The 13526-nt window shown below is 62.3% G+C and carries 13 protein-coding genes and 1 tRNA gene; 11 read left to right on the plus strand and 3 right to left on the minus strand.

Features of this window, described 5'->3' with window-relative positions:
• Window positions 1-397 precede the first annotated feature (397 nt).
• The 4 genes from QOS90_RS17365 (at window position 398) to QOS90_RS17380 (ending at window position 4146) form a co-directional block, all read left to right on the plus strand.
• Window positions 398-2647: an AsmA family protein gene (locus tag QOS90_RS17365; protein WP_085273846.1), complete on the plus strand. Its 2250-nt coding sequence runs from the start codon at window positions 398-400 to the stop codon at window positions 2645-2647.
• Window positions 2644-3711, plus strand: a complete 1068-nt coding sequence (gene mutY / locus QOS90_RS17370; RefSeq protein WP_085273847.1) for an A/G-specific adenine glycosylase — start codon at window positions 2644-2646, stop codon at window positions 3709-3711. The genes QOS90_RS17365 and mutY overlap by 4 nt, the downstream gene beginning before the upstream one ends.
• On the plus strand, window positions 3708-3980 hold the full coding sequence (locus QOS90_RS17375) for an oxidative damage protection protein (RefSeq protein ID WP_027594266.1): 273 nt from the start codon (window positions 3708-3710) through the stop codon (window positions 3978-3980). The genes mutY and QOS90_RS17375 overlap by 4 nt, the downstream gene beginning before the upstream one ends.
• A 90-nt stretch (window positions 3981-4070) precedes the next feature.
• Window positions 4071-4146 (plus strand) — tRNA-Phe (locus QOS90_RS17380).
• Window positions 4147-4307: 161 nt separating this feature from the next.
• On the opposite strand, the gene QOS90_RS17385 is transcribed toward QOS90_RS17380, so the two are convergent.
• Window positions 4308-4514 carry a hypothetical protein gene (locus QOS90_RS17385; protein ID WP_085273848.1) on the minus strand — a complete coding sequence of 69 codons (207 nt, stop codon included), beginning with the start codon at window positions 4512-4514 and terminating at the stop codon, window positions 4308-4310.
• A 351-nt stretch (window positions 4515-4865) separates the two neighbouring features.
• Here QOS90_RS17385 and ppk2 point away from each other — a divergent pair, with 351 nt between their 5' ends.
• Window positions 4866-5717 carry a polyphosphate kinase 2 gene (gene ppk2 / locus QOS90_RS17390; protein WP_252827369.1) on the plus strand — a complete coding sequence of 284 codons (852 nt, stop codon included), beginning with the start codon at window positions 4866-4868 and terminating at the stop codon, window positions 5715-5717.
• A 9-nt stretch (window positions 5718-5726) separates the two neighbouring features.
• Here ppk2 and QOS90_RS17395 read toward each other — a convergent pair whose 3' ends face one another.
• Complete coding sequence (locus tag QOS90_RS17395; protein WP_027594263.1) at window positions 5727-6260, minus strand: hypothetical protein; 534 nt, start codon at window positions 6258-6260, stop codon at window positions 5727-5729.
• A gap of 129 nt (window positions 6261-6389) precedes the next feature.
• Here QOS90_RS17395 and QOS90_RS17400 point away from each other — a divergent pair, with 129 nt between their 5' ends.
• Window positions 6390-6833 (plus strand): hypothetical protein, encoded by a 444-nt coding sequence (locus QOS90_RS17400; RefSeq protein ID WP_027594262.1) that lies wholly within the window; start codon window positions 6390-6392, stop codon window positions 6831-6833.
• 206 nt (window positions 6834-7039) lie between these two features.
• Here the strand turns inward: QOS90_RS17400 and gabP are convergent, their stop codons facing one another.
• Complete coding sequence (gabP, locus tag QOS90_RS17405; protein ID WP_027594261.1) at window positions 7040-8425, minus strand: GABA permease; 1386 nt, start codon at window positions 8423-8425, stop codon at window positions 7040-7042.
• 617 nt (window positions 8426-9042) lie between these two features.
• Here gabP and QOS90_RS17410 point away from each other — a divergent pair.
• From QOS90_RS17410 to QOS90_RS17430, 5 genes are all read left to right on the plus strand, one after another.
• On the plus strand, window positions 9043-9816 hold the full coding sequence (locus QOS90_RS17410; protein ID WP_085273850.1) for an ABC transporter ATP-binding protein: 774 nt from the start codon (window positions 9043-9045) through the stop codon (window positions 9814-9816).
• A gap of 13 nt (window positions 9817-9829) precedes the next feature.
• Window positions 9830-10591, plus strand: a complete 762-nt coding sequence (locus QOS90_RS17415; protein ID WP_085273851.1) for an ABC transporter substrate-binding protein — start codon at window positions 9830-9832, stop codon at window positions 10589-10591.
• A gap of 54 nt (window positions 10592-10645) precedes the next feature.
• Window positions 10646-11341 carry an ABC transporter permease gene (locus tag QOS90_RS17420; RefSeq protein WP_085273852.1) on the plus strand — a complete coding sequence of 232 codons (696 nt, stop codon included), beginning with the start codon at window positions 10646-10648 and terminating at the stop codon, window positions 11339-11341.
• Complete coding sequence (locus tag QOS90_RS17425; protein WP_027594257.1) at window positions 11338-12027, plus strand: ABC transporter permease; 690 nt, start codon at window positions 11338-11340, stop codon at window positions 12025-12027. The genes QOS90_RS17420 and QOS90_RS17425 overlap by 4 nt, the downstream gene beginning before the upstream one ends.
• A 131-nt stretch (window positions 12028-12158) precedes the next feature.
• The gene (locus tag QOS90_RS17430; protein ID WP_085273909.1) at window positions 12159-13370 is read left to right on the plus strand and encodes a methyltransferase; all 1212 of its coding nucleotides are present in this window, start codon (window positions 12159-12161) and stop codon (window positions 13368-13370) included.
• The last annotated feature ends 156 nt before the right edge of the window (window positions 13371-13526 follow it).

A 13526-nucleotide genomic window follows, 5' to 3' on the forward strand; every position in this document is an offset into this window, starting at 1 on the left:
GCGACGCACCGCGACAATGGGTCGCGGGCACACCGAAAGCGGCGCAAGGTTACCAGCACCCGGTGGGATGAAAGCAATCTGATATCGTGGATTTTTCTGTAGCTGAAACGGTATTTCGAGTTCACCCCATTCTTGTAGGAGCAGCCTTGTGCTGCGAAGAGGCCGGCAAAAATCAGCTTGATTCAGGGTTGTTCGCTCTGCCGTCTTCGCAGCACAAGGCTGCTCCTACAATGGCTGCATGCGCCGTTGGAACTGTAGATATGAGAACTGTCGAAAGCCGCAACATCTGATCCATTCGTAGGGAAATGCCCTGTATCTCTTGCCGGATACGCAGGGATAAGCACTGCGGCGCTATACTCTGCCGCTGAAATTCAAATCGGACTACAAGGACTCGCCCATGAAAGCGTTCGGCAAAATCCTGGGACTGGGGCTTCTCGGGTTGCTGCTGATCATCGTGGCGCTGGGCTTCGCCCTGACCCACCTCTTTGATCCCAACGACTACAAAGACGAGATTCGCCAGCTGGCGCGCGACAAGGCTCATGTCGAGCTGACCCTCAACGGTGACATCGGCTGGAGCCTGTTCCCGTGGTTGGGCCTGGAGCTGCATGACGCGAGCATCGCGACCTTGAGCAAACCCAGCGAGCCGTTCGCCGACCTGAAGATGCTCGGCCTGTCGGTACGCGTGCTGCCGCTGCTGCGCCGCCAAGTGCAGATGAGCGATGTGCGCGTCGAAGGCCTGAACCTGACCCTGGCCCGCGACGAAAATGGCCATGGCAACTGGGAAGACATCGGCAAGCCATTGCCCGCCCCTAACGGCGCCCCAACCGATACACCGGCCCAGGCACCTGCCGAACAGGCCCCAGCGCAAGCCGACAGCGGCAGCGAGCGTGCGGTCAAACTCGACATCGACAGCCTGACCGTGAACAACGCCCGCGTGCAGTACACCGATGCCAAAAACGGCCAGAGCTACAGCGCCGAAAGCATCCAGCTGAGCACCGGCCCGGTCCACGAAGGCGCGAACATTGCGCTTAAGGCGAGTGCCTTCCTCAGTGCCACCCACCCGAGCATCAAGGCCCGCACCGAGCTTGCCGGCGAACTGCGCTTTGACCGCAAGCTCAAGCGCTACAACTTCGAAGACATGCGCCTGTCGGGCGAAACCTCGGGCGAGCCGTTTGCCGGCAAGACCGTGACCTTCGCCGCACAAGGCCAACTGCTGGTCGACCTGGCAGCCAATGTCGCCTCGTGGAACGGCCTGAAAATTTCGGCCAACCAGCTGCGTGCACTGGGTGAACTGAACCTGCGCGACCTGGACAAGGCACCGCAACTCAGCGGCGGCCTGTCGATCGCCCAGTTCGACCTGCGCACCTTCCTCGACGGCATCGGCCGCCCGCTGCCCGCCACGAACGACCCGGCCGCGTTCACCAAGCTGGAATTGGTCACCCGCCTGCAAGGCACGTCGAACAGCCTGGCCCTGGCAGACCTGGCCGTGAAGCTGGACGACAGCACCTTCACCGGCCGCGTGGCTGTCGAAGATTTCGCCAAACAGGCCCTGCGCCTGCAACTGAAGGCCGACACCTTCGACGCCGACCGCTACCTGCCCGCCAAGAGCGAACAAGCCAAAGGCGCGACGGCCGCCCGCCAAGCCGAGGTCAAGCAACAGGAGGCCAGCGCCGTGGCCGGTGCCAGCAGCTCCCCGCTGCCCAACGCCCCGACCCAGGTCGCCTGGAGCGACGACAAGCTGCTGCCGGTGGACCGCCTGCGCGCCCTCGACCTGCAGGCCGACCTGACGTTCGGCGCACTGACCCTGGACAAACTGCCCATTCAGGATGCCCAGCTCAAGGCCACCGGCCAAGGCGGCCTGGTGACCCTGCAGACCCTGCGCGGCGGCCTCTACAACGGCAGCTTCGAGGCCAAGGGCACCGTCGATGTGCGCCCCGCCGTGCCGCAGCTTGGCGTCAATACCAAGATCAACCGGGTACCGGTGGAGCACTTCATCAAGGCCGAGGGCAAAGAGCAAACGCCACCGGTCAAGGGCCTGTTGACCCTGACCAGCGACCTGACCGCGACCGGCAACAGCCAGAAGGCATTGGTCGACACCCTCAATGGCAGCGCCAACTTCACCATCAACGATGGCGTGCTGGTCAATGCCAACCTTGAACAGCAACTGTGCCAGGCCATCGCCACCCTGAACCGTAAAACGCTCAGCGGCGAACCGCGCGGCAAGGACACGCCCTTCGAGGAACTGCGTGGCAGCCTGGTGGTGCGCAATGGCGTGGCCAGCAACCCAGACCTCAAGGCCCGCATCCCAGGCCTGACCGTCAACGGCCACGGCGACCTCGACCTGCGCGTGTTGGGCATGGACTACAACGTCGGCGTGGTCGTCGAAGGCGACCAACGCGCCATGCCGGACCCGGCCTGCCAGGTCAACGAGCGCTATGTCGGCGTTGAAGTGCCGCTGCGCTGCCGCGGCCCGCTGGAGCTTGGCGCCAAGGCCTGCCGCCTGGACCAGGACGGCCTAGGCAAGGTCGCCGCGAAACTGGCCGGCAACCGCCTGAAAGACAAGATTGATGAAAAACTCGACGAAAAACTCGGAGACAAAGTGAGCCCTGAACTCAAAGACGCGCTCAAGGGGCTGTTCAAACGATGAGCCCCGAGCAGTTCTCCAGCGCCGTGCTGGACTGGTATGACGCGCACGGCCGACACGACCTGCCCTGGCAACAGGGCATCAACCCGTACCGGGTGTGGGTGTCGGAAATCATGTTGCAGCAGACCCAGGTCAGCACCGTGCTCAACTACTTCGACCGCTTCATGCAGGCCCTGCCCACCGTGCAGGCCCTGGCCGAAGCGCCGGAGGACGAAGTGCTGCACCTGTGGACGGGCCTGGGCTATTACACCCGCGCGCGCAACCTGCAGAAGGCCGCGAAAATCGTCGTCGAGCAGCATGGCGGCGAGTTTCCGCGTAGCGTCGAGCAACTGACCGAACTGCCTGGCATCGGCCGCTCCACCGCCGGTGCCATCGCCAGCATCAGCATGGGCATCCGCGCGCCCATCCTGGACGGCAACGTCAAGCGCGTGCTGGCCCGCTTTACCGCCCAGGCCGGCTACCCCGGCGAGCCCAAGGTGGCTAACCAGCTGTGGGCCAGCGCAGAGCGCTACACCCCGCAAACCCGCGCCAACCACTACACCCAGGCGATGATGGACATGGGCGCCACGCTGTGTACCCGCAGCAAGCCCAGCTGCCTAATCTGCCCGCTGCAACGCGGCTGCGAAGCGCACCTGCACGGCGAAGAAACCCGCTACCCCGAGCCCAAGCCACGCAAGGCGCTGCCGCAACGCCGGACGCTGATGCCACTGCTGGCCAACCACGAAGGCGCGATCCTGCTGTACCGCCGACCGTCCAGCGGCCTGTGGGGTGGTTTGTGGAGCCTGCCGGAGCTTGAGCACATCGAGCAGCTCGACGACCTCGCCTACCAGCATGGCCTGCGCCTGGCAGAGAGCCGCGCACTAGACGGCCTGACCCACACCTTCAGCCACTTCCAGCTGGCGATCGAGCCCTGGTTGGTGAAGGTCGACCCGGTCGGCCAGCACGTGGCCGAGCCCGACTGGCTCTGGTATAACCTCGCCACCCCGCCGCGCCTGGGCCTCGCTGCCCCGGTCAAGAAGTTGCTCAAACGCGCGGCCGACGAACTGATTGCAGGAGATGCCCGATGACCCGCACCGTGATGTGCCGCAAGTACAAAGAAGAACTCCCAGGCCTGGAGCGCCCGCCCTACCCAGGTGCCAAGGGCCAGGACATCTTCGATCACATCTCGCAGAAGGCCTGGGCCGACTGGCAGAAGCACCAGACCATGCTGATCAACGAAAAGCGCCTGAACATGATGAATGCCGAGGACCGCAAATTCCTCCAGGCCGAGATGGACAAGTTTTTCGCTGGCGAAGAATACGCCCAGGCCGAAGGCTACGTTCCGCCTGCTGAATGACCCCAAAAAACGTAAGCGACGGAATTAATTTAAAATTTTTTCAAAAAGTCGTTGACGGACGGTCTGGAAATCTATTTAATTCACCTCGTCGCCCAGATAGCTCAGTCGGTAGAGCAGAGGATTGAAAATCCTCGTGTCGGCGGTTCGACTCCGTCTCTGGGCACCACCTTCAGCTTCTGGTGGTTGCAAAGTTACCCGAAGCGACAACAAGAAACCCGCCTAGTGCGGGTTTTTTGTTGCCTGCGATTTTTGCAGTGGCCATCTGTAACCCCGCCAAATAAAAAGCCCTCTGAGCAATGCACAGAGGGCCTCGTCACAAATCAGCCATTACGCCTGGCTATCGAATTCCTCGGGGGTCATCTGCCCCCGATAGGAAATGCTCAGCAGCGCCCTGGCGTCATCAACGGATGCGACCGCCTTTGCCAACTCCGCCTCGGTGATCTTGTACTCGTCCAGGGCCAGGGTAAGCCAATCGTTGTAACCGGTGCCGTCGTTGCTGACACAGCTCAACACCAGGTGAAAGTAATGCTTCATGGGAACGTCTCCTGTTAGCCCCACCTAAGCGTGGGCAGATCAGGCTATTGCGCCCGCCCTTTGAGTATCAGGTGGAAACCACCCACCTGAGGCTGGGGCCGAGCCCACCTATCCGGGTAAATTGACCCGCATCAATAAGCGCCAGGCCTGTCGCCCCTAGCATGGGAAAAGCACATCAGAACCGACAGGACCTCCATGAGCGACGACGCCACCCTGCTACTCACATCCACCTCGAACGCCACGCCGAACGCCACGTCAACCAGCCCCAACCGCCGCGCACGCCCCCGCAAGCCCGCCATCAAAGCCGTCGCCGACCCCGTCATCACCCAGGTCAGCCAGCAACCGGCAGCCATGGAAGTGGCCAGGGCGCCCAAAGGCAGTAACGAAGACAGCACCCGCGCACGCCTACCGGCCAGCTACCCGTACCGCACCCGCATGCACCGCCAGGAATACGAAAAGGCCAAGCACGCGCTGCAGATCGAACTGCTTAAAGTGCAGAGCTGGGCGAAGGAAACCGGCCAGCGTGTGGTGATCCTGTTCGAAGGGCGCGACGCGGCGGGCAAAGGGGGCACCATCAAGCGCTTCATGGAGCACTTGAACCCACGTGGCGCGCGGATTGTGGCGCTGGAAAAGCCTTCCGAGCAGGAGAAGGGCCAGTGGTATTTCCAGCGTTATATCCAGCACCTGCCCACGGCGGGCGAAATGGTCTTCTTCGACCGCTCCTGGTACAACCGCGCCGGGGTCGAGAAGGTGATGGATTTCTGCAGCCCGCTGCAGTACCTGGAGTTCATGCGCCAGGCACCCGACCTTGAACGTATGCTGTGCAACAGCGGCATCCTGCTGTTCAAGTACTGGTTCTCGGTGAACCGCGAAGAGCAGCTACGGCGCTTCATCTCACGCCGCGACGACCCGCTCAAGCACTGGAAGCTGTCGCCCATCGACATCAAGTCGCTGGACAAATGGGACGACTACACCGCCGCCAAAGAAGCGATGTTCTTCCATACCGACACCGCCGATGCACCCTGGACGGTGATCAAGTCCGATGACAAGAAGCGCGCGCGCATCAACTGCATCCGGCACTTCCTGCACTCGCTGGATTACCCAGGCAAGGATCTGGCCGTAGCGCACGCCCCAGACCCGCTGCTGGTGGGACGCGCATCACGCGACTTCGAAGAGGATGAAGCACCAGCCGCCGCCCACTGACAGCGGCAATCAGAAGTTGGCCATGGCGCTACAGTATTCAGCCTTGGTGGTCTGTACGGGTTGCTCAACCCCCAGTTGCCGCAGCTTGACGCCACAGGCGCTGTAACCGCGCACGACCACTTCGTAATCGGCGCCTTTCTGCGGCACGAAGTAGAACATGCCCAAACAGTTGGTCACGCTGTTGTAGCTGCTACGGCCACCATCGAGAAAGTGCAAGGTGAACGGCTTGCCGGCCGGCACCAGCACTTCGCTGACCGCATCGCCCTGCATGACCGGGGCGCTGGCGGGCATGCCCAGGGTTTCGCCATTGCGGTCGGCAAAACCCTCCTTCGGCACCGCGATAACCCCGGCGCCGGGGCTGTACCAGTCAACACAATCCTTGCCCGGCACAGCGCGCACCATGCCGTCGGCAATCACCCGCAAGCGTGCGGTATCGCCTGAAGTCGGTGAGCCATAAGGCGTGTTGAACGATTTGACCGCGGCAATATTGCCGCAGCCGGCCAGCGCCACTGCCAGCAGGCAAAGCGAGATCGGTGTTTTCATCCCTGAATTCCTCATGAGTAGATGCCGGACATCCGGCCGCTTGCCTGAGACCCTCGCATGTCGCTTGGGTTTCGCGGGCAAGTGCGATTCAATACGCGCACTTTTTCAGGCACACCCAAGGATTCACCCATGGCCACCACGACCAAGCAACAGAAACGCGCCAAACGCGCCGCCAGCAAGGCCAAGCAAAACCGCATGGTGCGCAGTGGCCAGGCGGTCAAAGCCAGCGCCGGCGACAGCGCCAGCATCGAGCAGGTGTTCAACAAAGCCATGGAGTCGGACAGCTACAAGGAGCTGTTCGACAAGATGAAGGCGGCACAGGAAACCAGCCTGGTCGCGATGATCTCGGTGTTCCTGGTCGACCCGCTGCTGGCCCTGGTGCTCAAGGGACACAAGGAAGAGCACGCCACCGACTACATCGTGCTGGTGTTCAATGCCTACCGCACCTGGCTGGATGGCGCAGACGAAGACACCACCATGGCCTGGCTGGAAAGCGACGAGTTCCAGGAGGCGTATATCGCTGCCTCAGAAGTTGTGGCCAAGCAACAACAGCAGCAGAAGCAGTTCGGCTAAAGAAGCCAGCACCGACCCTAGGGTAGGAGCAGCCTTGTGCTGCGAAGAGGCCGGTGAATGCACCGCAACTATTGGCTGCTTTCACGGGCCTCTTCGCAGCACAAGGCTGCTCCTACAGCGGGAGGCAGAATTCGCTAGCAGGCCGTAACATGCAAAAAGGCCGCGCCCTACACAGGGCGCGGCCTTTTCATTCAAAGCAGCGCAGATCAGTTATCCAGCGCCACCCGCCCAGCCGCTTCGCGCTTGCGATGCACCAGCAGCCCGGCCGCCACCACACCAATGCTCAGCAAGGCAGTGGCGATGATCTCGGCGCGGTGGTCTTCACGCAGCCCCATCACCACCAGCACAGCAACGATGAAGGCGATGGTCGCCCAGGTCAGGCCCGGGAACAGCCACATCTTGAAGTCGATCTTCTCGCCACGCGCTTCACGCTGGCTGCGCATGCGCAGTTGCGACACCGCGATCACCAGGTACACCAGCAGCGCAATGGCGCCGGAGCTGGCCAGCAAGAACTCGAACACCTGGGCCGGCGCCACATAGTTGGCGAACACGCACAGGAACGCTGCCGCGGTCGACATCAACACCGCCACATGCGGCGTACCTGCCTTGGTGGTGCGTTGCGACATGGCCGGGGCATCGCCACGCTTGCCCAGGGAGAACAGCATGCGCGAGGAGGTGTACAGCGCCGAGTTCAAGCAGCTGGTGACGGCGACCAGCACGACGATGTCGACGATCAGCTTGGCATTCGGCACACCGATACGGCTCAGCACAGTCTGGTAAGAGCCCAGCTCAGCCAGGGCCGGATCGTTCCACGGCACCAGCGCCACGACCAGGAAGATCGACACCAGGTAGAACAGGCAGATACGCCAGATCACCGAATTGGTCGCGCGGCTGATCTGCTTGCCCGGGTCTTTGGACTCGGCGGCGGCGATGGTGACGATTTCGGTACCCATGAACGAGAACATGGTGGTCAGCATGGCGGCCAGCACTGCGCCCAAGCCATTGGGCATGAAGCCTTGGGTGTCGAACAGGTGGCTGACACCACTTACCTGGCTGCCAGGCGCCAAGCCGAACATGGCCACGCAACCCACGACGATGAAGCCAATGATCGCCAGAACCTTGAGCAAGGCGAACCAGAACTCGAATTCGCCGTAGTTCTTCACACTGCACAGGTTGGTCAGGGTCAGCACCAGCGTGATGATCAAGGAGAAGGCCCACAGATCAACAGCAGGGAACCAGGCATGCAAAATGGCCGCAGCCGCGTTGGCCTCCAGCGGAATCACCAGCACCCAGAACCACCAGTACAGCCAGCCAATGGTGAAGCCGGCCCAGCGCCCGATGGCGCGGTCGGCATAGGTAGAGAAAGAACCGGTGTCAGGTGAAGCAATGGCCATCTCGCCAAGCATGCGCATGACCAGTACGACCAAGGTACCGGCGGCGGCGTAGGCCAGCAGTACGGCCGGGCCAGCGGCGGCGATGGCGTGGCCGGAGCCAACGAACAGACCGGCGCCAATCACGCCAGCGATGGACAGCATGGTGACATGCCGCGATTTGAGCCCCTGAGCGAGGTCATTGGAATTGTTACCGCTCATAAAACTACCTTTGTAAGGAGTGGACCACTCCGACTACGGGAACGAAGCGCGCCTGGGGTTAGTTAGGCGTCGCTGCAATCGGCGGTTTCCTACTGGCAATAAGTGAGCCATCGGCTGAATGCATTCGTCAGAAAAATCTGGCAACCGTAAAGGACGCGGCTTGCAGGGCTTTCGGCCATGCCTTGACCGAAAGGCCGCCAAATCGCCGTGCAAGGTCCGGATTACTGAAATACCCACTTACAAATGCACCAAAGGTGCTCCCAGGTAACACCTATGCACCGCTGCAATGCAGAAAAGTACAACCGGCAGGTACAACCCTGCCTGGCAAGCGTCAGCAATGGCCTAGAGGGGGATTACCCGCGAATGGTCCAAAACCGCTTCCAAGCGCGGGCCAAAGCTGGCACCATCGCGCCTTTTTTCATCAAGGCTCTGGTGTTGGGCTAGACCTTCGCGGTCATCCTCGCGACGTTGCACTGCAGCGATGCGACAATCTGCCCCGACAGCGACCCGAGCCCCTAGCGACCCTGTTGGCCGCCATAATGCCGCTATGCTAGCTTGGCGCACGCCAGGAAGGCCGCCAACAGCTGGGAACGCACCCGAACACATGAGGACCGCACATGGCTCAGGCCACGCCCGCGCTGGAAATCCGCAATCTGCACAAACGCTACGGCGAGCAGGAAATTCTCAAGGGCATTTCGCTGACCGCACGCGACGGTGACGTGATCTCCATCCTGGGGTCGTCCGGTTCCGGCAAGTCCACCTTGCTGCGCTGCATCAACCTGCTCGAAAACCCGCACCAGGGCGAAATCCTGGTGGCCGGTGAATCACTCAAGCTCAAGGCCGCCAAAAACGGCGACCTGGTCGCTGCCGACAACCGCCAGATCAACCGCCTGCGCAGCGAGATCGGCTTTGTCTTCCAGAACTTCAACCTGTGGCCGCACATGTCGATCCTCGACAACATCATCGAGGCACCGCGCCGCGTGCTCGGCCAAAGCAAGGCCGAAGCCATCGAAGCCGCAGAAGCCTTGCTGAACAAGGTCGGCATTTTCGACAAGCGCCACAGCTACCCCGCGCAACTTTCCGGTGGCCAGCAACAACGTGCCGCCATTGCCCGTACCCTGGCCATGAAACCCAAGGTCATCCTGTTCGACGAGCCAACTTCGGCGCTCGATCCGGAAATGGTCCAGGAAGTGCTAAACGTTATCCGCGCATTGGCCGAAGAAGGCCGTACCATGCTGCTGGTCACGCACGAGATGAACTTTGCCCGCCATGTGTCCAGTGAAGTCGTCTTCCTGCACCAGGGCCTGGTTGAAGAGCAAGGATCGCCGCAGCAGGTCTTCGAGAACCCGACCTCGGCGCGTTGCAAGCAATTCATGTCCAGCCACCGCTAACGGAGCAACACGAATGCAGACCTATAAGAAATTCCTCCTGGCCGCTGCCGCCACCCTGGTGTTCTCGGCAAATGCCATGGCAGCCGAAAAACTCAAAATGGGCATTGAGGCGGCCTACCCGCCGTTCAACAACAAGGATGCCAGCGGCCAAGTGGTCGGCTTTGACAAAGACATCGGCGACGCACTGTGCGCCAAGATGAAAGTCGAATGCGAAGTGGTCACCTCTGACTGGGACGGCATCATCCCGGCGTTGAACGCCAAGAAGTTCGACTTCCTGATCTCGTCGCTGTCGATCACCGATGAGCGCAAGCAGGCCGTCGACTTCACCGACCCGTACTACTCGAACAAGCAGCAGTTCATCGCGCCGAAAAACGTCGACTTCAAAACCGACCGCGCCTCGCTCAAAGGCAAGACCATCGGTACCCAGCGCGCCACCCAGGCAGCGACCTGGCTGGATGACAACGGCGGCATGGACGGCGAGTTCAAGGTCAACCTGTACGATGGCCAGGAAAACGCCTACCTGGACCTGACCTCCGGCCGCCTCGACGCCATCCTCGCTGACAAGTACGCCAACTACGACTGGCTGAAGTCCGCTGCCGGCAAAAACTTCGAGTTCAAAGGCGAACCGGTGAACGACAGCGACAAGGTCGGCATTGCCGTACGCAAAGGCGACGATGAGCTGCGCAACAAGCTCAATGCCGCACTCAAGGAAATTGTCGCCGACGGCACCTACAAAAAGATCAACGACAAGTACTTCCCGTTCAGCATCTATTGATTCGCCCCGACCGGCACGCCCTTGGGCGTGCTGGTCCCTAGAACGACCCTACCCATGACTATCGACCTGCACGGATTCGGTCCGGCCCTTGCGGCTGGCACCTTGATGACCGTAAAACTGGCGCTCTGCGCCTTGCTGCTGGGGCTGATCCTGGGCCTGCTCGGTGCCCTCGCCAAAACGTCCCCGGTCAAGCCACTGCAATGGCTTGGCGGCTTCTACTCGACCTTGGTTCGCGGCGTGCCCGAACTGCTTTGGGTCCTGCTTATTTATTTCGGCACCGTCGGCATGATGAACAGCCTCGGCGAGGCGCTCAATATGCCCGGCCTTGAGCTCAGTGCCTTCGCCGCCGGCGTCATCGCCCTCGGCCTGTGCTTCGGCGCCTACGCCACCGAAGTGTTCCGTGGCGCCATCCTGGCAATCCCCAAGGGCCACCGCGAAGCCGGCCTGGCACTGGGCCTGTCCAAGGCGCGCATTCTGTCGCGAATCATCCTGCCGCAGATGTGGCGCATTGCACTGCCTGGCCTGGGCAACCTGTTCATGATCCTGATGAAAGACACCGCGCTGGTGTCGGTCATCGGCCTGGAAGAAATCATGCGCCACGCGCAGATCGGCGTGACCATGACCAAAGAGCCGTTCACCTTCTACATGGTCGCGGCCTGCATCTACCTGGGCTTGACCGTCATCGCCATGACCAGCATGCACTTCATGGAAAAACGCGCCGCTCGCGGCTTTGCGAGGGCTGAATCATGAATTGGGAAGTCATCATCAAATGGCTGCCACGCCTGGCGCAGGGCGCGACCCTGACCCTGGAGCTGGTGGCCATCGCGGTGGTTGCCGGGCTGATCCTGGCCATCCCGCTGGGCATCGCCCGCTCGTCCCGCCACTGGTACGTGCGCGCCCTGCCGTTCAGCTACATCTTCTTCTTCCGCGGTACCCCGCTGCTGGTGCAGCTGTTCCTGGTCTATTACGGCCTGGCCCAGTTCGACGCCGTGCGCAACAGTTCGTTGTGGCCTTACCTGCGCGATCCGTTCTGGTGCACCGTGCTGACCATGACCCTGCACACCGCCGCCTACATCGCCGAGATCCTACGCGGCGCGTTGCAGTCGATCCCCAAAGGTGAGATCGAAGCCGCACGGGCGTTGGGCATGTCGCGGGGCAAGACCCTGTTCTACATCATGCTGCCGCGCGCCGCCCGGATCGGCCTGCCGGCCTACAGCAACGAAGTGATCCTGATGCTCAAGGCCAGCGCCCTGGCCAGTACCGTCACCCTGCTGGAACTGACCGGCATGGCGCGTACCATCATCGCCCGCACCTACCTGCCGGTGGAGATCTTCTTTGCTGCCGGGTTGTTCTACCTGCTGATCTCGTTTGTGCTGGTGCAAGGCTTCAAACTGCTGGAGCGCTGGTTGCGGGTAGACGCCTGCCAAGGGCGCTAAACCTTACTGGCCTCTTCGCGGGCAAGCCCGCTCCCACAGGAATGCCACAGGGCTCAAACCTTGTGCCCCCTGTAGGAGCGGGCTTGCCCGCGAAGGGCTGCAAAGCAGCCCCAACCCTGCCGACCACAACCATGACCCCACTGCCCATCCTCCACAGCCACCCGCTGAGCGACCGCTTCCAGGCCCTAGACCAGTTCCTGACCGAGCACCAGCACCTGTGGAAACCCAGGCCATTCACCGCCCTGCGCCTGGAATGGGAAACCCAACACCCAACGCTCGCCGCCCACCTGCGCCAATCCCCCCTGGCCGATGCCGACGCCGAGCCCGCCCCAACCACCCTGCCCGCGCCCTTCCCACAACTGGCCCGGCAAGCCCACCACCTCAGCGCCCTGGATACACTGCCCGACGCCGTCCTGCCGCCCGCCGCCCACCGCCTCGACGTCGGCGTACCCGGCCGCAAGTGGCAGCAGATCGAAGCCTTCACCCGCCGCCTGGCCTTCAACGAGCAACCCCAGCACTGGCTGGACTGGTGCTCCGGCAAAGGCCACCTCGGCCGCCGCCTGCTGCAGCCCGGCCAGCAGCTGACCTGCCTGGAATACGACGCCGAGCTCGTCGCCGCCGGCCAAGCCCTGAGTGACCACCACCACCTACCCGCGCGCCATGTGCATCAAGACGTAATGGCCGCCGACAGCGCCCGCCACCTCGACAGCGACAAAACCGTGGTGGCCCTGCACGCCTGCGGCGACCTGCACGTACGCCTGCTGCGCCTTGCCAGCCAGCAAGGCTGCCGCCAAGTCGCGGTGGCCCCCTGCTGCTACAACCGCATCGAAGCGCAGCACTACCAGCCGTTATCCACAGCCGCGCAGGCCTCCAGCCTACAGCTTTCGCTGGACGACCTCGGCCTACCACTGAGTGAAACCGTCACCGCCGGCGCCCGCGTGCGCCGCCAGCGCGACACCTCGATGGCCCGTCGCCTGGGCTTCGACCTGCTGCAACGCCAACAGCGCCAGTGTGATGATTACCTGCCCACCCCGTCGCTGCCGGTGGCCTGGTTGGACAAGCCCTTCGAGGCGTATTGCCGCGACCTGGCCGCACTCAAGCAACTCCCGCTAAGCGGCACGCCAGACTGGGCTGCCCTTGAGGCCGCCGGCTGGCAGCGCCTGGCCGAAGTCCGCAACCTCGAACGGGTGCGCAACCTGTTCCGCCGCCCCCTGGAACTGTGGCTGGTACTCGACCGCGCCCTGTTCATGGAAGAACAAGGCTATGCCGTGCGCCTTGGCTTGTTCTGCGACTATCCACTCACGCCGCGCAACCTGCTCATCCTCGCGGAACGCGACCGTTAGCCGCAGCACAACCTGTGGATAAGTCTGTGCACAAGCTTTTGATGAATGGTTGGATCCAAGCGCTATTTCAAGCGTTTGGCTTATTCCTGCAGGCAGTTCAAGGCCCGCAAAAACAGGCATTTGCGCAAAGACCAGCGGCGTATGGGTTCGGCATGC

The organism is Pseudomonas sp. LAIL14HWK12:I10 (assembly GCF_900184205.1).
GTDB lineage: Bacteria > Pseudomonadota > Gammaproteobacteria > Pseudomonadales > Pseudomonadaceae > Aquipseudomonas > Aquipseudomonas kermanshahensis.